We start from the raw sequence: 20946 nt of genomic DNA on the forward strand, positions 1-20946 counted from the left end.
CGGAATCAGAATGCTCGGAGGATATAAATTGGCTTCAATGCCAGCTGGACAATCTTAGGTTTAGAATAAGATTGAAAAACCTTAAGCGAAGAGCTTATGAAATGCAAAATAAGCTATCAGATATAGAACTCTTGAATAAATACTTTTCAATCCAGTTTTGGGATTACTACTGAATATTTCAATTTATAGGTTTTATAGAAATATCATACCAAATTATCAATTTCGCAAAATAATTGAATGGTGAAATTACAAAATAACAAAACGCTAACTACTGTTTGCGATATGTTATAAAATGTTGTATCTTTGATATATCTTTAAAATATAGGTCATGGAAAACAATTCAACTCAAATAGCTCAAACGATTTTAAACCAAATAAAATATTCTGATAGATGTGCACTTATGGCATGGGGAGCAAAAAACTTTGTGGCTCTTCCAAAATCAAAAGATTTTAAAGGTGGAGTTAGATTTAAAGTTAATGGGCTTCAATTTAAGAATTGGGTAACGGTGGAATTAACATGGTCAGATGAATATAAAGTTTCATTCATCAACAGAAAAAGAGAGGTTGTAAAAGAATATGATGGTGTGTATTGCGATATGCTTGTTAATATTATTGATTGGGTTGAAAATAAAAACGTTGCATAATGAAGAGGTTTGTTACATATTATAGGGTTTCAACTGCTAAACAGGGTGAATCTGGTCTGGGCCTTCAGGCTCAACGAAATTCAGTTGATAATTATATTCAAGGCAAAGGTGAAATGATTAAAGCTTTCACTGAAGTTGAAACTGGTACCAGAAAAAAGAAGAGGGTAGAAATTTATAAAGCCATTGAACTAGCCAAAAAAGAGAAGGCTGTTCTATTGGTAGCAAAATTGGACAGATTAGCTCGTGATGTAGAGTTCACAGCTGCTTTGTACAATGCCAATATTGAATTTATTTGTGTTGATAATCCAAATGCAAATAAGCTAACCATCCAGCTCCTAAGTGTTATTGCTGAGCATGAGGCGGAGGTAATTTCCACAAGAATCAAGGATGCGCTAAGGGTAAAGAAGGATAAAATCAAAAGTGGTAATTACATCAACAAGGATGGTTCTCAAATGAAGCCAGTTGATGGAAAAATAAGGTTAGGCAATCCAAATGGATTTAGTGATTATCAGAAGATGGGTGTTGAAAAGATTAAAGAAAATTCTTTAACCAACAAAGCCAATATTCAAGCAATGGATATTATATGTAGTGCAAGGAAAGAAGGAATGACCTTCCAACAAATTGCAGATAAGTTGAATAACCTACAATACACAACTAGAAGAGGAAAGCAATTTAACCCTATTCAAGTTCAAAGACTTTATAAAAGATGTGAAGAAGATTAATTCCTATTTAAAAATTTTCAAAAATACCCAATCCAAATAAAGCAAAATCATATTTTACTGGGGCGTTTCTATCCATTGCTCTTAAAGAAGCATCCAATTCAGCTAAAGCTTTTGAATCGTTTTGTTTTCTGGTTAACAAACCTAATTTACGAGCTACATTTCCTGAGTGAACATCTAATGGACAAGATAATTGAGAAGGTGAGAGGTTTTTCCAAATCCCAAAATCAACACCAGCTGTGTCATTTCTAATCATCCATCTCAGCCACATATTTAATCTTTTTGAAGATGAACCTTTCATAGGGTCAGACATATGTTTGGTGGTTCTTAATGGGTGTGGTAATTCAAAAAACACCTTCTTTAGTTCGTGTATAGCTGGTTGAAGAGAATCATTAGAAGCATAATGGTTAATTAAACTTTCTAATCCATTATGATTAATGTAAATATGCTTAAGTGCCTTGATGAAATATTTTAAATCAATACTATTAAAGGTTCTATGTACAAAACCATCTAAAGAATCTAAATGATGCTCATCGTGATTCATCACAAAATCATATGGGGAATTACCCATAAACTCCATCATCTTGTTCGCATTCTTAATTATCATTTTTCTATTTCCCCAAGCAATAGTTGAAGTTAAAAATGCTGAAATTTCAATATCTTCTTTTAGATTATATCTATGAGGTATTTGGATGGGGTCACTTTCAATAAATTTTGGTTGGTTGTATTCTAATACTTTTTCATCTAGAAATTCTTTGAGTTCAATAGAATCCATAACTTTTACAATTTGGTTCTAAAATTAATAGAATTAATATTAACTTTACTTATCGTTAATAGAAAGTTTATAACAATATATAATATATTATGAAAAAATTACTTATCCTTTTTTTACTAGCATCAAACTTTAGTTTTAGTCAAGATTTATCTGTTTTAAAAGAAAAAAATGGTTTTAGAAATATCAAATTGAACAGCCTGGTTAAAAATTACAAAGATTTTACAGAGACTCATAATAGTGATGAATATATAACTCTAGATGATAACACATTTATTGTTGGCTTAAGTAAAAATAAGTATGAATTAAAAACGAGATATAATACACAAATTAATATAGCTGGTTCAGAAGTAAGAAATATTACTTTGTCAACTATTGATGGAAAAATATTTGAAATTTTTGTTGATATTAAATATTCAAGCAATGTATTGGATAATTTAAAGTTAGCTTTTGGTAAACCAAATAAATCCTATGTTCAGGATTATGCGGAAGTTGATTATGGCACAACGCCAGATGAAAAATATACGTGGGAAATTGATAACGTTCACTGCACTTTATCTAATGGAAATTTATATAATGGAGGTGATACGAATGATGTATATCACCTCAGATATGTCGATATTAAACTAAAAGAGTTATATGTTTTGAGGTCAAAAAAGAATAGCCTTAAAAAAAATAAGGATAAACAAAAAAAAGCTACTTCAGAATTTTAAATAACCTCTTTGCTTAATTATTATGGTTGATGAAATATTTTTGCTACCTTAATTGAACGAGTTAATATGTTAATTCTTTTTGCAGCTGAACCCTTTAACGGATCTGAGATGTGTTTTTTTGTTCTGTCTAAATGAGGAATTTCGAAAAATATTTTTTTTAATTCATGAATTCCGTTTTGGGTTGAATGGGAAGTTGAATATTTTTCAAATATAGATTCCAAGCCAGCTTGATTTTTATAAATATGTTGAAGCGCTTTAATAAAATAAGAAAAATCAAGGCTATTAAATGTTCTATGAACAAATCCTTCAAGATTTTTTAAATGTTGTTCGTTATGGCTCATTACAAAATCAAAAGGTGAATTACCCATCAATTCTGTCATTCTTTGTGCATTCTTTATAATCATTTTCCTATTTCCCCAAGAAATAGTAGCTGTTAAGAACCCCGAAATTTCAATATCTTCTTTCAAGGAATATTGATGCGGAATTTGAATAGGATCACTATCAATAAACTTTGGATTATTGAATTCAATCACTTTTTCATCTAAAAATTCTTTAAGCTCGGCTGGGGTCATTATTTTAATGAATTATAGTTTTATTAAATGAAATTAATAAAATTGTTCGTTTTTAAATGGAATCAATGCCAAAATAACCGCTTCCAAATAATAAGAAGTTCTATCAATAATATTGTTGGTGAGCAACCCAACAGCACCATTTTCTTGTTTAGAATTACTTTTGTTAAAAACAATGTCATCAGCTTCTCCAAGTTCTAAACCCTTATTTATCAGCTTTACAATTTCAGGAGGAAGAAAAAATGTTCCAGTTTTGGATTTTCCTGTTTTTAATGCAGACTTAATAACAACCCAAGCAAATGCTTCCATTTCTTCATTGTTTGGCTGTATGCCACCTTCTATTCCAACCCAATAAATTGCTGCACTATATTGTTGTTTGGCATTTTCGACCCTATTTATTGCTCCTTCAAGAGTTTCTATATTACTAAAAGGTTGGTCTGCAACATCAGATGAAACTGAAACACCAATAAATTCAAATATTTCATTTGGAAACATTTTTTCAAAACCTTTTTTAACAGCATTAATTTTGACTGGGTTTTTAGAGGCAACAATTACTTTTTTCATAAGTTAGTTTTTGGCTATTGTAGGTATTTTTTTAATCAACAAATTAACGATTTTACAATAATACAATTCAATAATTAGGTTGTGAAAATGGATTCCTGTCTACTTAGGAAAGACAGTTGTGTTAACTAATTAACGATTCTATATTATTAATTATTTCAGAAATATCAGTTTCAAAATCAAACCAATGTATGTCATCATCTTTTTTATTCCAAGTTACTTGACGTTTAGCAAATCTTCTTGTATTTTTTTTAATTTCTTCAATTGCAAACTCCAAAGTACAGTTTCCATCAAAATAATTGAAAAGCTCTCTGTAGCCAACAGTTTGAAGCGCATTTAAGTTTTTATTTGGGTATAATTTTTTAGCTTCTTCAATTAAACCTTGGTCAATCATTATATCAACACGCTTATTAATACGATTGTACATAATTTCTCTATCAGCACTTAAACCAATTTTTATAGGGGTGAAATTACGTTTTGCTTTTGGTTTATTTTTAAATTCGGAATACGTTTTACCCGTGCCAATGCAAATTTCTAAAGCTCTAATTATGCGATGTGGATTTTCAATTTCAATTGTATTATAAGAATTCAGGTCTAACTCTTTTAATTTCTTTTGCAAAGATTCAATTCCATCTTCTTTAAGTTGAATGTTAAGCTGATCTCTTATTTCCGGTGAAACTTCAGGGAAATAATCTAAACCATCAATAACAGCATTGGTATATAAGCCACTGCCACCAACCATAATTGCAAGATTATTCTTTAAAAGAAGTTCATCTAGTTTTTTTAATGCATCATTTTCAAATTGTCCGACACTATAATTTTCAAAGATGGATCTATTTTGGATAAAATGATGTTTAGCTGCAGTCAATTCTTCACAAGAAGGAACAGCAGTTCCAATTTTCATTTCTTTATAAAACTGACGGGAATCACAAGAAATTATTTCGGCATTAAAATGTTGAGCAAGTTTAATACTTATGGCAGTTTTACCAATTGCTGTAGCACCAATAACTGTAATTAAATAGTTAGACATGTTACAATTTTTCACCACATTTATTACAATATTCTGCATTGTCTAAATGCGTATCTGCTCCGCAAAATTTACAATGTTGAGTATTTGTTTGTATTTTTGTGTTTGTTTTAGCCATTTCTGAAGTTACAATACCTGTAGGAATAGCAATAATTCCATAACCCAATATCATTACAATACTAGCAATAAATTGACCTAAAGGTGTATGAGGTGAAATATCTCCGTAACCCACTGTGGTTAAGGTTACTATCGCCCAATACATACTGTAAGGAATACTTGTAAAACCATTTTCGGGTCCTTCTATTAAATACATTACTGTACCTAAAATAACGGTTAATAATAGCACTACAAATAAAAATACGGCAATTTTTATTCTGCTAGCTTTTAGTGCAGCTGCTAAAGTTATAGAAGCACCTAAATAACGTGTCAATTTTAAAATTCTAAAAACTCGCAATAAACGCAGGGCTCTTAAAGCAACTAATGCATGTGTTCCAACAAAAATTAATGATAAATATTTAGGAATTGTTGCTAAAAAGTCAATTACTCCATAAAAGCTAAATATATAGGAGGTTGGTTTTTTAATAGATACTATTCTGGCAATGTATTCTAAGGTGAAAAGGATGGTAATAATCCATTCAGAAATATTTAAAAAGTTATGATATTCACTATCGAAACTTTCAACGCTTTCTAGCATCACTAAAATTATACTAGCAATAATTGTAAGAATTAAAATGATATCAAACAACTTGCCGTTTGGTGTATCTGCTTCATAAATTACTTCATGAAGTTTAGATTTCCAATTCTTTTTAATGTTTAGATCTTCCAAAGGTTATTTTTTAATAAAATAAATACTAAAATAATTCTTTTATTTTAATTAAAATTCATTAAATATTTAATTTAAATAATTTTATCTAATTTTTAAAACAATAGGAGTTTTTTGAGAATTTATTGTTTGACTAAAAAGTTCTTTCAATAAATTGTATTCAAAATTATAGTAGATAGATTTATTAATTTCTAAATTGCTACTTAAAGTTATTTTATAATCTTCATTTTTTCTAACTAGTAATTTAAAACTTCCACTATTTTCTGGTAAAGCTAAAGAAATATTTTTAGGGAATGATTCAATCTTATAATTATCAGGAACTTCTAATGAAAAAGTTGTAGAATATTTTCTTGGATATCCAAAATCAACAGGGTATAGTCTGTTATTGAGTTTAAAAGGGTTTTTATCTAATTTTTCATCAAAATAGGGATTCAAGAAAATAGTATTTAGGTTTTCAAAATTTTCAATTTGAATTTCAAAAATTTCAGTAAGAGGTTTTTCTTTTTTATTTTTATTAACAACCTCATAATTAATTACTTCTAAATCGTTAAAACTACTTTCGAACTCCGAAATTGAATCATCTTCAATTAGTGAAATTATTTTTTTTCTTTTAAAATATGAATCATAGCCGAAGTATTTTTTTCGTAATTTCCCTGTAATTGAGCCATCCTCTTTTAATTCTAAAAAAACGTTAATAGAGGTTTTTGAATTTTCATTTGGAATTATATCAATCCAATAACTATCATTTTCAAAATCCATAACTCTACCATATCCATTAAGACATCTATAAGGTAACAATCCAAATGGTATCAATTTTTCAGTAGCATCAATTAAATACGTTTTGTTGTCTATATCTATTTTTGCAATAATGTAATTGAAATCTGAAATAATAGGGTGAACTTTAGTTGCATTGCCATTATTTCTAGTTGATAATAAAACCATTTGAGTATTTAAACCTACTGATTTTAAGGCGTTAATTAAGGAAATATTTATTTCACCAACATTCCCTATTTTGTTTTCAAAAGCATTTTTAACATTTACATTTTTAAAAATACTATTCTTTTTATTCCAAGTAAAATGATTTTGTATAAAACTATATATTGCTTTAGCTCTTTCTAATTCATCTTCAAGTGATTTTATTTCAATAGGAATTAATTTTTCGAAATAGCTGGTTTTTTTTAATTGTTTACCAACGTTTTTGTCGGTTTTAAATTCTTTATCAACAGCTTCCCAAGTAGTAGTGAATTTTTTGTTTGTGCCATCAAACCAAATTGTTTCTGCTAACTCAAATTTAATTTTTGCAACAAAATTATCTTTATCAGTCATATAATCTTCAACTTCAAAAGCTGGGATATTTTCCATTTCATATTTAATTTCTTCACAATTAGCAGAACCTGCTATACCAGGAACTCTGAAGCAATTCTTTTTTACTGTTGAAGAATTGGTTTTTAATTTTAAGTACCCTTTTAGTTGCCTGTTATAAACATAATTACCTGGAACAGATGCTATGTATTGGCTGAATTTTTTAGGTATATCAGATTGAAATTCCCAACCAGTTAAATTAAATTTAAATGGGCTATTTAAAACATATTCAACTTGAATAATACAACCCTCTTTTAAATTTGGCATTGTAAATTTTACGCTTTTCCAATTTTCATTTATCTTTTCCTTGAAAATTTGTGAATTTTCAAGATAAGTTTTTTCATAACCATTTAATGTAAAACCTGTTATATTTGAAACTGTTTCACGATTATTTTTAGAATTATATAATGGTATTTCAAAAGTAGCATTATCGTAACCTTCTTTTTTAAATATTTTTATTTTAAAAAAATATTTAGTTTCAATAACTATTTTATCGTTTTTAATTTTAAATACTGTATTCCCTGATTCAAATAAGACAACAGCATTTGCAAGTGTGTCTAAACTGTATTCTAATAAATCGATTTCTTCTTGTGTAATTCTGTTTTTTTCTGAAGTATTAGTGTTTTGAGCGTTTGAAAATAAAGTGAATAGAAAAATTGTAGCAATAATTAATTTTTTCATAGATTGGGTTTTGTCAAAATCGAATTAGTTTTTCAACTGTATTTTTTTGTAAGTAATTTTTAACTGTATTTCTATTTGATAAGGAATTTTCCATAGGTGAAACAAGGTTTCTTAAGATTTCAATATTGTTAATTTGATGACTTAATTCTGTGTAACCAAAACCAATTAATTCACTATTTTCAATAAGTAAAACTGATTTTTCACCAATTGATCTGCCTTTATCAATTACCAGCAAATTTTCGTTACTAAATTCTATTTTTGTAAAATTATTTTTTGCTTTAAAATTAAATTTAGGTTTATTAATTTTAATTTCTTCAAGGTATTTCAATTGGGCAATTAGCTCATTTCCAGTCTCTTCAAATGAAACTGTTATAACTGTGTTTTGTATTATTTGAGCCTTTTTTGAAGTTCTTAAAAACAATTGGTTTACTGTTTTCTTTATATTTTTTCCTTTACCAATATAAATAATTGTTTTTTCGGAATTATAAATATAAAATAAACCAGCAGTTGAAGGTAACTCATCTAAAATTGATAATAATTTTGGGGCTAATTTTTTTGAATTTTCAATTTTAATAGCTTGTTTTACTATTTCTTTACTTGTGTCCTTGTTTAATAATAATTTAAATAATTGAACCGTTGCAATAGCATCTCCATCAGCTCTGTGTCGGCTAGATACCGGAATTCCGAGGGATCTACACAATTTTCCAAGTTTGTATGAAGACTGCTCAGGCATTAATTTTTGACTTAATTCAACGGTACATAACGTATTTCGTTCAAAATCAAACCCTAATCTTCTAAATTCTGTAGTTAAAATTCGATTGTCAAAGTTAGCATTGTGAGCGACCAAAATGCAATCTGTAGTAATTTCTACAATTCGTTTAGCAACCTCAAAAAATTTGGGTGCATTTTTAAGCATTCCGTTATTTATACCAGTTAAGTTTACAACAAAAGGTTGAATCGCTTTTTCAGGATTCACTAAACTAATAAATTGATCAACTATTTGTGTGCCGTCAAATTTATATATAGCAATTTCTGTAATTCCTTCTTCATTAAATTTTCCACCGGTAGTTTCTATGTCAAGTATTGCGTACAAATTATTTATAATTTCTTGTTCCAAATATAGCACTACCAACTCTAATCATGGTGCTGCCTTCTTCAATTGCAATTTTATAGTCACCACTCATTCCCATAGATAATTTAGATAGATTTATATTTATTGAATTGTGTTCTTTTAAAATGTCAAAATATTTTTTTAAAATTTTAAATTCAGTTCTTATAATGGATTCATCCTCAGTAAAACTAGCCATTCCCATTAAACCAACAATATTAATGTTTTCCAATTTTTTTATTTCTTCGGAACTTAATAAATCCTGAACCTCATTAAATGACAAGCCAAATTTTGTTTCTTCACGTGCTATTTTTACCTGTAATAAACAATTAATTATTCTATTATTTTTAATTGCTTGTTTATTTATTTCATTTAAAGTTTTAAAACGATCTACACCATGAATTAAATGTACGAAATGAGCCATATACTTTACTTTGTTGCTTTGTAAATGCCCAATCATGTGCCATTCAATGTCCTTTGGTAATTCTTCATATTTTGCTGCCATTTCCTGAATTTTATTTTCACCAAACACTTTTTGTCCAGCATCATAAGCTTCTTTTATGGCAGAAGTTGGTTTAGTTTTAGAAACAGCAACCAAACAAACATTTTCAGGAATAGAATTTTTAATCTTATTAAGGTTTTTAGCGATACTCATAAAATTTGTAACAGATAATTTGCAAAGATAATTGAAATAATATTAATCATTAATTTCAAAGATTGTTAATCCGCTTCGCAATTTGGGTTCAATATAAGTGCTTTTAGGTGGCATTCTAAGTCCTTCATTTACAACTGCTTTTAATTGATCAACAGAAACAGGAAACAATCCAAAACCAACTTTGTAATTTCCTTTATCTACTTCTTTTTTTAATTGTTTTTTATTGTAAACAGAAGGTAAACATTTAATACGCGAATCGGTTTTTAAATCTTTTATACCCAAAATTGGCTTTAAAATTATTTTATTTAAAATATGTGTGTCTAAATCTGATAGTGCATTGTTTATTGGAACCTCAGTTTTCCTGAGATATAAAGAATAGTATTCACCATTTAAATACATACTAAAATGATGTTTTTTACTTGGTTCATATACGTTTTTACCTTTATTCTCCACAATAAATAAAACAGCAAGTTTCTTTAAAAATTCTTCTTTTGTGAGACCATTTAAATTTTTCACAAACCGGTTGAATGATGAGATTTTTAAATTGGCATCAGAAATCAAATAACTCATGAAGTAATTATAATTTTCTTCACCTGTATGATTTTTATTTTCTTGTTTGTTTTTGTTAGCCAAATAGTTGGAAGATGCGGTTCTATGGTGGCCATCAGCTATATAAATGGCTTTCATTTTATCAAATTCTTTCGCTATATTTTCAATATCTAAATCATCATCAATTATCCAAAGTTTATGCAATCGCCGGTTCTGAGTCATAAACTCAAATTCAGAACGCGTTTGGTTATACTTTCTGTAAATTCGATTTATATAATTGCTTTCAGGATAGGTAAGTAGCACTGGTTCAGCATTAAATCCAGTGATTCCCAAATAATTCCCAAATAATTCTTCTCGAGCTTTTAAGGTATCCTCGTGTTTTTTAATAATACCATTTTGATAATCTTTTACATGAGCAGCAGCAATAATTCCCCAAAAAGTATCACCTCCATAAGATTTTTCATGTAGGTAATATTGAGATCTACCATCTTTGCGATAAATATTTTCATTTTTAAATTTCTGATATGTTTTATATACTAATTTAAACCGTTCTTCACCAGTTAATTCATCTTGATTTTCGTAACCTGGTTTTATAATATGTAAAAAGGAAAAAGGATTGTAGCGTAAACTTGCTTTTAATTCAGATTTAGAATATTCATCATATGATCTTGAAGTTGCCAACGCAGCTTTATCCCGTGTTGGTCTTGTAGCTTTAAAGGGTTTTATAGTTGCCATATCAATTCTTTCAGATATTTTGTATTATTGCTAAAATAGATACTCAAAGATACAACTATATTAAATTTTATTAAAAAAAAAGGATGCTATTTTAGCATCCTTTTAATTTTTATGTGAAATAGGTTATTTTAAAATCTCAATAATTTGAGAAGCTAATTCAGTTCCAATTCTATCTTGTGCTTCACCAGTTGCAGCTCCAATATGAGGTGTAAGTGATAAATTAGGATTCATTAAAAGTTGAATTTCAGGAGTTGGTTCATTTTCAAATACATCTAATGCTGCTGATGAAATTTGACCTTCTTCTATTGCTTTAACCAAAGCAACTTCATCAACCACACCACCACGAGCTGCATTAATAAGAATAGCAGTATTTTTCATCATTTCAAATTCTTTAGTTGAAATAACATACTCTTTTTGTGCGGGTACATGAAGAGTAACAAAATCAGCTTGTTTTAAAACTTCTTCTTTTGAAATAGTATTAATATTAAAGAATAAAGATTGATGGTCGAAAAATTCTAATTCTAAATTTACGCTGTCTATAAAAGGGTCAAATGCAATAACTTTCATACCTAGACCTAAACCAACTTTTGCAGTTGCCTGACCAATTCTACCAAAGCCAATAACACCTAGTGTTTTACCTTTTAATTCAACACCTTTTGCATATGCTTTTTTAAACACTTTAAATTTTGAGTCACCTTCTAACGGCATATTTCTGTTAGAATCATGTAAAAAACGAACTAGGCTAAATAAATGTGCAAATACTAGTTCTGCGACAGAATGAGATGATGCTGCAGGTGTATTAATTACATTAATTCCTTTTTCACGGGCATAATCAACATCAATATTATCCATACCAACACCACCACGTCCAATAATTTTAATTGAAGGGCAATTATCGATAATGTCTGTTCTGACTTGTGTTGCACTTCTAACAAGCAAAACAGTAACATTATTGGTGTTTATATAATCAACAAGTTGCCCTTGGGCTACAGTTGTTAAATCTACTTCAAAACCAGCTTCTTCAAGTGCTTTTACACCACTTGCGGCAATACCGTCATTAGCTAATACTTTCATTTTATTTTTGATTTTTTTAGTTTAAATTTCTTTTTCAAGTTGTTGCATTACATCAACTAAAACCTGTACACTTTCTATTGGCATTGCATTGTATATACTTGCTCTATAACCCCCAACTGATCTATGCCCTTTAATACCACTAATTCCTACAGCATTCCATAGTTTATCAAATGCCTCTTTGTGATCTTCATTCGCCAAAGTAAAAGTTACATTCATTAATGAACGATCTTCTTTTTCTGCAAATCCATTAAATAGTGGATTTCTATCTATTTCAGCATATAATATTGCTGCTTTAGCTTCATTTAATTTTTCAATTGCTGGAATACCTCCTAAATCTTTTAACCACTGCAAGGTTAGCATAGAAACGTAAACAGGAAATACAGCTGGTGTATTAAACATGCTGTCACTCTTAATGTGACTTTGATAATCTAACATTGCTGGAATTGTACGGCCAGTTTTACCTAAAATTTCATCTTTTACAATAACTAAAGTTGTACCAGCCGGACCCATATTTTTTTGAGCACCTGCATATATTAAATCGAATTGAGTAAAATCTAATTGACGCGAAAATATATCTGAACTCATATCACAAACTAACAAACTATCAGTTTTAGGAAACTCCTTAAATTGGGTCCCATAAATAGTATTGTTAGATGTAACGTGAACATAATCTAAACCACTTGGAACTGAATAATTTTTTGGTATATAATTAAAAGTTTTGTCTTTTGAAGATGCAAATACTTCAACATCACCAAATAGTTTTGCTTCTTTAATAGCTTTAGAACTCCAAGCTCCTGTATCTATATAACCAGCTTTTCCATCAACTTTCATTAAGTTGTAAGCAGTCATTAAAAATTCTAAACTAGCACCTCCTTGTAAAAATAATACTGAATATCCTTCAGGTAAGTTTAATAATTCTTTTACTAAACTTCGAGCATTTTCCATCACTTCAACAAATTCTTTGCTTCTGTGAGAAATTTCAATTAACGATAAATTTAAACCATTAAAATTGATAACAGCATCAGCTGCTTTTTTTAAAACTTCTTGCGGTAAAATACACGGTCCTGCACTAAAATTATGTTTTTTCATCTTATATTATAAATATGAGTTTAGTTAAACAAATTTCGTAAAAAAAAGAAGAATACTTGTAATTAATATTATAAAAAAAAGATTATAATTTTAATAAAAATTCAATAGTATCTATATTATCTGCATAATCCCATAATTTTGGATGCTGAGTTTTGCCCAATTTTACGAAATCTACAACGTTTTCGTTACACGCAATGCATTGTATTTGTTCACTTTCTTCTTTTAGTCTAGATAATAGATTTTCAAAAGACTCATAATATTCATAAAATACTGTGGCGATTGGTGAAGCATAATTTTCATCTTCTTTTAACATTACAAAACTGTTTTCGAGCACATTAAATAAACTCATTATATATACTGCTTTATTGTAGTCGTAATTGTTTTCGTATTTTTTATAATTTATAATATCATTGTATTTATACAAGGCATTAAAAAGAAGGTCGAAATTATAATCTTTTGGTATAAAAATTTTAGAAACACTCCGGCAACCAAGCCCAAAATATTGAAAAATATCCTCTCCCAAAGCTTCTAATTCTTCTTTACTTTCATTTCCTGTTAATATTGCTACAGAGTTTCTGTTTTTACGAATAATATTAGGATATTTCCCAAAATAATGCTCAAAATAACGCGCTGTATTATTGCTACCTGTTGCAATAACAGCATCAAAATCAGGTAGCTTGTCTTCTGTAAAAGTTATTTTGTTTTTAAAGTAAGGATTTAAATGTTCTAAAAATTTTGATACTAATGGTAAAAAGTGTTTATCGTTTGAAGATTGTTTTACAACTGCATTATTTCCACTAATTAGCACAGATAAAAAGTCGTGAAAACCAACCAAAGGAATATTACCAGCCATAATAATGGCAACATTTTTAGGGTCATTATTTTCTTGAAAGTTATATTTAGAAGTCCAAAATGTTAAATTTTCTTTTGTAAGTGCTTTGTTCCAGCTTTCAAAGGCTTTTAATACATTCTCTTTTGTAAACCAGCCGTTAAATTCCTGAGCTCTATTTATTTGCATTTTAAAAGCATCAAAAAATAGTGTATTGAATTCTGAATCATCTTTTTTTAAGAAACCATCGGTTGTAAACTGACTAAAAAAATCTCCAAGTTTGGTAAAAGCCTCAATACGTTGTTCTAAATTCATTTTCAAATTTTATATTTGCAAAAATAATCTAAATAATAGTATGGCAATAAAAATAACCGATGAATGTATAAATTGTGGAGCGTGTGAACCAGAATGTCCTAACAATGCAATTTATGAGGCATCAGAAGAATGGAAATATTCTGATGGAACTGAAATAAGTGGAAGTGTTGTTTTACCAAATGGAAAAAAAGTAGATGCAGACGCGTTAAATGAACCTATTGATGATGAAGTATATTTTATTGTTACGGATAAATGTACAGAATGTAAAGGTTTTCATGATGAGCCACAATGTGCAGCTGTATGCCCGGTAGACTGTTGTGTTCCTGATGAAGAAAATGAGGAAAGCGAGGATGAATTGTTAGCTAAAAAAGGTTTTTTACATAAAGAATAGTTAGTTTTTGATGCAATAAAAGTTTTAAATAAGGCTTTATAAAAAGCAAATAAAATATAATTTACCTAACTGAGTCTGTCGAAATTGATTCTGATTTTAATCAAGTTAACATATTTCGACAAGCTCAAAATGACATAGGGTTTTACTTTTAAAAAGCCTTATTTTTTTGTTTTACAATTTGTGTAATTATAAAAAAAGCACGTACTTCAACATAAAATTAAGACCTCCAAATTTTATGAAATCACGTAGAAATTTTATTAAACTTTCAGCATTGGGAAGTGCAGCAGTTTTAACAAGTTCTTGTATATCTTCAGAAAAAGATTCTAAGGAAGAAACAAAAATTCCAAAGATTGTAGCAAAACCAATTGTAATCTCTACCTGGATTCATGGTATGGAAGCAAATGCATCAGCTTGGGAAATTTTAAAAAATGGAGGTAATTCTTTAGATGCTGTTGAAGCTGGAGTAAGAGTTACAGAATCGGATCCTGAAAACTCAAGTGTTGGATTAGGAGGATTGCCAGATAGAGATGGTTTTGTAACTCTGGATGCTTGTATTATGGATCACGAAAATAATTGCGGAGCAATTGGTTGTATACAAGATATTGAAAATCCGATTTCTGTTGCCAGAAAAGTGATGGAAGATACTCCCCATGTGATGCTAGTTGGCGATGGAGCTAAACAATTTGCTATTGAAAAAGGATTTGAAGAAACCAATTTATTAACAGAAAATTCTAAAAAAGCTTGGGAAAAATGGAAAGAAGAATCAAAATATCAGCCAATTATAAATAGTGAAAATCATGATACAATTGGTTTATTAGCTTTAGATGAATCAGGAAATTTGGCTGGTGCTTGTACAACAAGTGGAATGGCATATAAATTACATGGTAGAGTAGGAGATTCACCAATAATTGGGGCAGGATTATTTGTAGATAATGAAGTTGGTGCAGCCTGTGCTACTGGTGTTGGGGAAGCAGTTATTAGAATTGCAGGGAGTGCAATTGTTGTTGAATTAATGAGAAATGGAATGTCGCCAAATGATGCTTGTAAAGAAGCTGTAAATAGAATTATTAATAAGCACAAAGATTTAACAAATATGCAAGTTGGGTTTATTGCATTAAATAAATTTGGAGAAACGGGAGGATATAGTGTTTATGAAGGCTTTAATTATGCCCAATATGATAAAAATTCCAACCAAATGATTGATGCCGAATTTGATAGAAATTGGGGTTAAATGAATATAGAGATTTGTACAGATAGTGTTGAAGGAGTAATTATTGCTCAAAAATATGGAGCAAAACGTATTGAATTATGTTCTGCGTTGTCAGTTGGTGGATTAACTCCAAGTATTGGTTTAATTCAACAAAGTGTATTAAATTCATCTGTAGAAGTTCATGTGTTAATTAGACCAAGAGAAGGTGATTTTAAGTATTCAAAAAATGATATTGAAGTCCTGAAATCAGATATTAAAATGGCAAAAAAAGCTGGAGCAAAAGGTGTCGTTTTTGGTGTTTTAACAGAGAATAATGAAGTTTCAAATATAAATCAAGAATTAGTTACCCTCTCAAAATCCTTAGGTTTGGAAGTTACTTTTCATAGAGCTTTTGATTTTGTAAATGACTTTAAAATTGCCATTGAAAAAATAATTGAGTTCGGTTTTGATAGATTATTAACTTCTGGATTGCAGCCAACGGTAGATGAAGGTTTAGATGTTATTTCTTATTTACAAGCAAATTATGGCTCTAAAATACAAATAATGGCTGGAAGCGGCATAAACGTTTCCAATGCTTTAAAAATTGCTGATACAGGAATTAAAAACATTCATTTTACTGCTAGAAAAACAATTCAAGAATATTTAGAATTTGGAATGGGGATTCAAACAGAAATTGATGAAGAAAAAATAAAAGAGATTACAAATTTAATCAATTGAAATTTCATCAATAAAAATCCAAGAATTGCCACCAGCACCCAAATGCCATTCTGGACAAACTCCAAAGTTTTTAGCAATCATTTTTATATAACGTGCTTTAATTGATGTTTTAAACCCAAATTCTTTAATAAAGGAACCTTCTTGTTTTATGCTAAAATCGTTTTTAAGATTTTTAATTTTGGTGAAATTTACTCCGTCTATTGAAGAATAATAGTCAACTTCTTTAGGAAACCAAACCCAAGAACGATTGTCTTGTAAAAAACCTGTTGAAATAGTTGAAACCGGTTCAATTTTCCCTAAATCTACAATAGCTTCTACATTTTGACCTTGAAAACCTTGCCAAAATCCAGTTCTAAAATTATTACTTCCTTTTAGCATATCAATTAAAGCGCCATCACCTTCAGCTGAGTATTGATTGGCATATGTTGAATTTAACTTTAAACTTCTACCAGGTTTTATTTTTAAAAACTCACTAAAAACAGGCACACTTTGGTTACCACTGTTATCAATTGCAATTGCCGTAATAGTTGATGTTTCTGTTAATAATAATGGTTTAGAATAATTTAACCAAGTTGGATTTTCTGATTTTCCGATAAAATATTTTAATTCACAATCCTTACAGTTACTACTAATAGAAACTTCCAATTGTTTTGTAAATGTTTTCTTTTCCGAATCAATAAAAGGAACGGGAATTATTAAATTTTCTGCTATTTCTGAAACAGGAATATTTTCAGGTCCTACTCCAAAATCTTTTGAAGGTTTATTACCCATTTTAAAAATTAATTCTCCCCCATTCATTAAATCATTATGTAATAAGTACGATTTTGTATAATTCTCACTATTTAAAGTAGCAGATTGAATGTATTTATTTTCATTGGATAAATTTTCAGCTAAAATTTTAAAAGAATTTCCATTTTCTAAATTGTAAATAACTTCATTAAAAGTTGGAGCGCCAATTACATAATAATTTAAACCAGGCGTAACAGCATAAAAACCTGAAGCACTCAAAACAAACCAAGCACTCATTTGCCCACAATCTTCATTACCTGAAAGTCCATCTGGAGCATTCCAATATTGTTCGTCAATAATTTGTTTTACGCGTTCTTGTGTTTTCCAAGGTTTGCCAATAAAGTTGTATAAATAAGCCATATGATGACTTGGCTCATTTCCATGTGCATATTGCCCAATTAAACCTGTGATATCTGCTTGATGTCGACCTGAAGTTTCAGAACTTACAGTGAACAAATCATCTAAACGTTTTTCAAAATTTTCTTTTCCACCAAATAAATTAATCAACCCCGAAATATCTTGAGGAGCAAATAATGAATATTGCCAAGAATTAGCTTCGGTATAATTAAAATTTACTTCTGATGGGTCAAAAGGTTTAAACCAACCACCATTTAATCGGGCTCGCATAAATTTTGAAGTTGGATCGAAACTATTTTTATAGAATTGAGCTCGTTGAATAAATTCATTATAAATTTTAGCATTTCCGTTTGCTTTTGCAAATTGAGCAATACACCAATCATCATATGCATACTCTAATGTTTTTGAAACTGATTCAGGCTCATCACCGGCTCTAATATATCCATGTTTTTTATACGATTCTAACCCAAAATGATTCAAGTTTGCACCATAAATCATAGCTTCTAATGCTTTTTTAGTATCAAAATTGGTAATTCCTTTATTAAAAGCGTCAGTTATTACAGAAACCGAATGATACCCAATCATACACTCTGTTTCATTACTTGATAATTCCCAAACGGGTAACCGTCCACCTTGATCATACTGTTTTAAAAAAGTATTGATAAAATCATTTGTTTTTTGTTGCTCAATTATGGTGTATAAAGGATGTGCAGCTCTAAAAGTATCCCAAAGTGAAAAAACAGTATACGTAGTATTTAAAGTGTCTCTATGAATTTTTTGATCCATTCCTATATAATTTCCATCTTCATCTGAAAAAGTATTTGGAGCAATCATTGTATGGTACAATGCAGAATAAAAAACGCTCAGTTTTTCTTCATCAGCACTTTTTACTTCAATTTTATTCAAAGCTTTTGTCCAAACTTCTTTTGCATTTGTTTTATAAGAATTAAAATCCCAATTGGTTGCTTCTGCTTTTAAATTTGCTTGAGCTCCTTCAATGCTCACAGCCGAAATACCAACTTTTACTACCAGATTTTTAACAGAATTTTTAAAGGATAATATTTTATAGAGTGCTGCCTTTTTTGCTTTATTGTCTAAAGGGTTTGACGCTGAAAACTCTTCAGAAAATTCCATATAAAAATAAACATGCTGATTATCAGCCCAAGCTTTTGATTGTCTAAACCCTGAAATTGTTTTGTTGTTTTCTATATTTATTTCAAAGTTTAAAACCCTATCTCTATGATTTAAATCTAGTAGAATTTTGTTGTTTTCTTTCTTGTTAAAAGTATAATTATGAATTCCAACTCTTGTAGTTGCAGTCAATTCAACATCAACATTTGGTTTTTCTAAATGCACTTTGTAATAACCAGGATGTGCAGTTTCAGTTTCTTTTTTAAATTTAGAAGGAATAATTTTTTGTTCTTCTACTTTAGAAAGAGTAATATTTTTATCATAATTAAAAGGCATTAATAAAATATCGCCGTAATCTGAAATTCCTGTACCGCTTAAATGTGTATGTGAAAAACCAAAGATTATAGAATCTGTATTATGATATCCAGAACAGCCATCCCAGCCATCTAATCGAGTGTCTGGACTTAATTGTACCATTCCAAATGGCATTGTTGCCCCAGGAAATGTATGTCCGTGACCACCAGTTCCAATAAATGGGTTTACTAATTCATAAGCTTGTTTAGAGCTAAATGAAATAGTTTGTTTTTGTGTACAAAAAGTAAATATGACAAAACTGCAAATAAAATAAATTCCTTTTAGTTTCATAAGTTAACACTATTATTCTTCAATTATTTTTGCTGGTTTATAACCAGATAATCCATAATAAATTAAATAAAGCATTCCAAAAATTGGAATAATAAATGATGTTTGAACATTCACTTTTTCAATAATTACACTCTGAATCAAAGGTAAAATAGCACCACCAACAACTGCCATTACTAATAAGGAAGAACCTTGAGAAGTATATTTCCCTAAGTTGCTTATTGCAAGTGAAAAAATATTTGTCCAACCAATTGAAAAGAATAACCCTGTACTAATAATTACAATAAAAGCTAATTGACCTTTTGCTAAAACTGCAATAGTTAACAGCACAAAATTGATACAAGAAAAAACCACTAAAGATTTTGAAGGTTTTCCATCTCCAATAATAAATGCAACAAAGCAAAGCGCAATAAACGCTATATACATTGCTATTTTACTAAATTCTATAGGGGAAAAGGCAAAAGACCCTGCATCCATTTTAATTCCGGTAACTAAGTAAATGCCCATAAATACAACCAAACCAATAATTGCCATAGAAAGATATTTTCGCTGCTTACTTAATTCAGAATTTAAAGCATAACTGGCCATCAATCTACCAATCATAAGCCCACCCCAAAAAAATGAGAGAAAGTAACTGGCATTTTCTTCACTCATTCCAACAATATTTTCGTCTTTTAAATATTCAACAATCCAGCTTCCAATTGCTACTTCAGAACCAACATAAAAGAAAATAGCTAATACACCTAAAGTTAATTGTCTATGCTTAAAAACTCCAGCACCTGATCCGATTTTTTCATTGTTTTGAAACGAGGGCATATTACTAAATTTAACAATAATAGCTAAAATTATAAATATGATTCCATAGGCTAAATAAGTTTTACTAATTGAAAAAGCAGTTAATTCACCTGTTGAAAATACTTTGTAAATTAAAATTGTTCCAACAATAGGACCCAAAGTAGTTCCTAATGAATTAAATCCTTGAGCTAAATTTAAACGACTACTTTCTGATCCTTTTTTACCTAATATTGTTGCGTAAGGATTTGCGCATATTTGTAATAAAGTTACTCCGGAAGCTAAAATAAACAATGAAAATAAAAATGCATTGTAAGAATTTAAATGCGCTGCTCCATAAAAGCTAACACAGCCAATACCGCAAATTAACAGACTAATTGCCATTCCGCTTTTATACCCAATTTTATTAATAGGATCTTTTCCTTTTGATGAAGAAATTAAATAGTAAATTAAAGAAATAATGAAAAAGGCACCAAAAAAAGAAAATTGAATTAAAGCCCTTTGAGTAGGAGATAAATTAAAAACGCCTTTAAAAGTATTTATTAAAATATCATTCATTACTGTAATAAATCCCCACATAAAAAATAGAGAAGTTAAAAGAGAAAATGATTTGGAGTAATTTTTGGTTGAGTTCATTGGGTATAGTTTGAAAAATTGAAATGGAAAGGTAAAAAATAAACTTCATTTATATGA

Annotated in this window: 19 protein-coding genes and 1 pseudogene; 6 read left to right on the plus strand and 14 right to left on the minus strand. The window is 29.2% G+C overall.

Annotation, left to right across the window (positions count from 1 at the left end):
- Positions 1-328 precede the first annotated feature (328 nt).
- Positions 329-643: a hypothetical protein gene (locus CHB63_RS02640; RefSeq protein WP_089376870.1), complete on the plus strand. Its 315-nt coding sequence runs from the start codon at positions 329-331 to the stop codon at positions 641-643.
- Positions 643-1365 (plus strand): recombinase family protein, encoded by a 723-nt coding sequence (locus CHB63_RS02645; RefSeq protein ID WP_089376871.1) that lies wholly within the window; start codon positions 643-645, stop codon positions 1363-1365. Before CHB63_RS02640 ends, CHB63_RS02645 begins: the two co-directional genes overlap by 1 nt.
- Before the next feature lie 7 nt (positions 1366-1372).
- Here CHB63_RS02645 and CHB63_RS02650 read toward each other — a convergent pair whose 3' ends face one another.
- Positions 1373-2137, minus strand: a complete 765-nt coding sequence (locus tag CHB63_RS02650; protein WP_089376872.1) for a TIGR02757 family protein — start codon at positions 2135-2137, stop codon at positions 1373-1375.
- An 89-nt stretch (positions 2138-2226) separates the two neighbouring features.
- Here CHB63_RS02650 and CHB63_RS02655 point away from each other — a divergent pair, with 89 nt between their 5' ends.
- Complete coding sequence (locus CHB63_RS02655) at positions 2227-2847, plus strand: hypothetical protein (RefSeq protein WP_089376873.1); 621 nt, start codon at positions 2227-2229, stop codon at positions 2845-2847.
- 56 nt (positions 2848-2903) lie between these two features.
- On the opposite strand, the pseudogene CHB63_RS02660 reads toward CHB63_RS02655, so the two are convergent.
- From CHB63_RS02660 to CHB63_RS02710, 11 genes and pseudogenes are all read right to left on the minus strand, one after another.
- Positions 2904-3419: pseudogene (locus CHB63_RS02660) on the minus strand (DUF2400 domain-containing protein); the annotation flags it as partial.
- A gap of 33 nt (positions 3420-3452) precedes the next feature.
- Entirely contained in the window at positions 3453-3980 is a 528-nt protein-coding gene (gene yjjX / locus CHB63_RS02665) for an inosine/xanthosine triphosphatase (RefSeq protein WP_089376875.1), read from the minus strand.
- A gap of 121 nt (positions 3981-4101) precedes the next feature.
- The gene (miaA, locus tag CHB63_RS02670; RefSeq protein ID WP_089377562.1) at positions 4102-5007 is read right to left on the minus strand and encodes a tRNA (adenosine(37)-N6)-dimethylallyltransferase MiaA; all 906 of its coding nucleotides are present in this window, start codon (positions 5005-5007) and stop codon (positions 4102-4104) included.
- A 1-nt stretch (position 5008) separates the two neighbouring features.
- Positions 5009-5830 carry an ion transporter gene (locus CHB63_RS02675; RefSeq protein ID WP_089376876.1) on the minus strand — a complete coding sequence of 274 codons (822 nt, stop codon included), beginning with the start codon at positions 5828-5830 and terminating at the stop codon, positions 5009-5011.
- 81 nt (positions 5831-5911) lie between these two features.
- Positions 5912-7870, minus strand: coding sequence for a transglutaminase domain-containing protein (locus tag CHB63_RS02680; protein WP_089376877.1), 1959 nt, complete (start codon positions 7868-7870; stop codon positions 5912-5914).
- A gap of 13 nt (positions 7871-7883) precedes the next feature.
- On the minus strand, positions 7884-8963 hold the full coding sequence (locus CHB63_RS02685) for an exonuclease domain-containing protein (protein ID WP_089377563.1): 1080 nt from the start codon (positions 8961-8963) through the stop codon (positions 7884-7886).
- 1 nt (position 8964) lies between these two features.
- A complete protein-coding gene (locus tag CHB63_RS02690; protein WP_089376878.1) occupies positions 8965-9633 on the minus strand; it encodes a YggS family pyridoxal phosphate-dependent enzyme in 669 nt (222 codons plus the stop codon).
- 42 nt (positions 9634-9675) lie between these two features.
- The gene (locus CHB63_RS02695) at positions 9676-10917 is read right to left on the minus strand and encodes a DUF1015 domain-containing protein (protein ID WP_089376879.1); all 1242 of its coding nucleotides are present in this window, start codon (positions 10915-10917) and stop codon (positions 9676-9678) included.
- A gap of 123 nt (positions 10918-11040) precedes the next feature.
- Complete coding sequence (locus CHB63_RS02700) at positions 11041-11991, minus strand: D-2-hydroxyacid dehydrogenase (RefSeq protein ID WP_089376880.1); 951 nt, start codon at positions 11989-11991, stop codon at positions 11041-11043.
- 21 nt (positions 11992-12012) lie between these two features.
- On the minus strand, positions 12013-13080 hold the full coding sequence (gene serC, locus CHB63_RS02705) for a 3-phosphoserine/phosphohydroxythreonine transaminase (protein WP_089376881.1): 1068 nt from the start codon (positions 13078-13080) through the stop codon (positions 12013-12015).
- Positions 13081-13162: 82 nt separating this feature from the next.
- Positions 13163-14224 (minus strand): acyl-CoA reductase, encoded by a 1062-nt coding sequence (locus CHB63_RS02710; protein ID WP_089376882.1) that lies wholly within the window; start codon positions 14222-14224, stop codon positions 13163-13165.
- A 40-nt stretch (positions 14225-14264) separates the two neighbouring features.
- On the opposite strand from CHB63_RS02710, the gene CHB63_RS02715 reads away from it, so the two are divergent.
- The 3 genes from CHB63_RS02715 to CHB63_RS02725 all read left to right on the plus strand — a co-directional run bounded on the left by CHB63_RS02715 (position 14265) and on the right by CHB63_RS02725 (position 16542).
- A complete protein-coding gene (locus CHB63_RS02715; protein ID WP_089376883.1) occupies positions 14265-14615 on the plus strand; it encodes a 4Fe-4S binding protein in 351 nt (116 codons plus the stop codon).
- Positions 14616-14850: 235 nt separating this feature from the next.
- Positions 14851-15846 carry an isoaspartyl peptidase/L-asparaginase family protein gene (locus CHB63_RS02720; RefSeq protein WP_089376884.1) on the plus strand — a complete coding sequence of 332 codons (996 nt, stop codon included), beginning with the start codon at positions 14851-14853 and terminating at the stop codon, positions 15844-15846.
- Positions 15847-16542, plus strand: coding sequence for a copper homeostasis protein CutC (locus tag CHB63_RS02725; RefSeq protein WP_089376885.1), 696 nt, complete (start codon positions 15847-15849; stop codon positions 16540-16542).
- Here CHB63_RS02725 and CHB63_RS02730 read toward each other — a convergent pair.
- Together CHB63_RS02730 and CHB63_RS02735 are read right to left on the minus strand one after the other, a co-directional pair.
- Positions 16531-19464: a GH92 family glycosyl hydrolase gene (locus CHB63_RS02730; protein ID WP_089376886.1), complete on the minus strand. Its 2934-nt coding sequence runs from the start codon at positions 19462-19464 to the stop codon at positions 16531-16533. The genes CHB63_RS02725 and CHB63_RS02730 overlap by 12 nt on opposite strands.
- A gap of 12 nt (positions 19465-19476) precedes the next feature.
- The gene (locus tag CHB63_RS02735) at positions 19477-20889 is read right to left on the minus strand and encodes an MFS transporter (protein ID WP_089376887.1); all 1413 of its coding nucleotides are present in this window, start codon (positions 20887-20889) and stop codon (positions 19477-19479) included.
- Between the last annotated feature and the right edge of the window lie 57 nt (positions 20890-20946).

This window comes from Lutibacter flavus (assembly GCF_900188355.1).
GTDB lineage: Bacteria > Bacteroidota > Bacteroidia > Flavobacteriales > Flavobacteriaceae > Lutibacter > Lutibacter flavus.

Bases quoted from the DNA above. Each gene is read 5' to 3' on its own strand.
- CHB63_RS02640 (WP_089376870.1), top strand. From the start codon at position 329: ATGGAAAACAATTCAACTCAAATAGCTCAAACGATTTTAAACCAAATA.
- CHB63_RS02645 (WP_089376871.1), top strand. From the start codon at position 643: ATGAAGAGGTTTGTTACATATTATAGGGTTTCAACTGCTAAACAGGGT.
- CHB63_RS02650 (WP_089376872.1), bottom strand. From the start codon at position 2,137: ATGGATTCTATTGAACTCAAAGAATTTCTAGATGAAAAAGTATTAGAA.
- CHB63_RS02655 (WP_089376873.1), top strand. From the start codon at position 2,227: ATGAAAAAATTACTTATCCTTTTTTTACTAGCATCAAACTTTAGTTTT.
- yjjX (WP_089376875.1), bottom strand. From the start codon at position 3,980: ATGAAAAAAGTAATTGTTGCCTCTAAAAACCCAGTCAAAATTAATGCT.
- miaA (WP_089377562.1), bottom strand. From the start codon at position 5,007: ATGTCTAACTATTTAATTACAGTTATTGGTGCTACAGCAATTGGTAAA.
- CHB63_RS02680 (WP_089376877.1), bottom strand. From the start codon at position 7,870: ATGAAAAAATTAATTATTGCTACAATTTTTCTATTCACTTTATTTTCA.
- CHB63_RS02690 (WP_089376878.1), bottom strand. From the start codon at position 9,633: ATGAGTATCGCTAAAAACCTTAATAAGATTAAAAATTCTATTCCTGAA.
- CHB63_RS02695 (WP_089376879.1), bottom strand. From the start codon at position 10,917: ATGGCAACTATAAAACCCTTTAAAGCTACAAGACCAACACGGGATAAA.
- CHB63_RS02700 (WP_089376880.1), bottom strand. From the start codon at position 11,991: ATGAAAGTATTAGCTAATGACGGTATTGCCGCAAGTGGTGTAAAAGCA.
- serC (WP_089376881.1), bottom strand. From the start codon at position 13,080: ATGAAAAAACATAATTTTAGTGCAGGACCGTGTATTTTACCGCAAGAA.
- CHB63_RS02710 (WP_089376882.1), bottom strand. From the start codon at position 14,224: ATGAATTTAGAACAACGTATTGAGGCTTTTACCAAACTTGGAGATTTT.
- CHB63_RS02715 (WP_089376883.1), top strand. From the start codon at position 14,265: ATGGCAATAAAAATAACCGATGAATGTATAAATTGTGGAGCGTGTGAA.
- CHB63_RS02720 (WP_089376884.1), top strand. From the start codon at position 14,851: ATGAAATCACGTAGAAATTTTATTAAACTTTCAGCATTGGGAAGTGCA.
- CHB63_RS02725 (WP_089376885.1), top strand. From the start codon at position 15,847: ATGAATATAGAGATTTGTACAGATAGTGTTGAAGGAGTAATTATTGCT.
- CHB63_RS02730 (WP_089376886.1), bottom strand. From the start codon at position 19,464: ATGAAACTAAAAGGAATTTATTTTATTTGCAGTTTTGTCATATTTACT.
- CHB63_RS02735 (WP_089376887.1), bottom strand. From the start codon at position 20,889: ATGAACTCAACCAAAAATTACTCCAAATCATTTTCTCTTTTAACTTCT.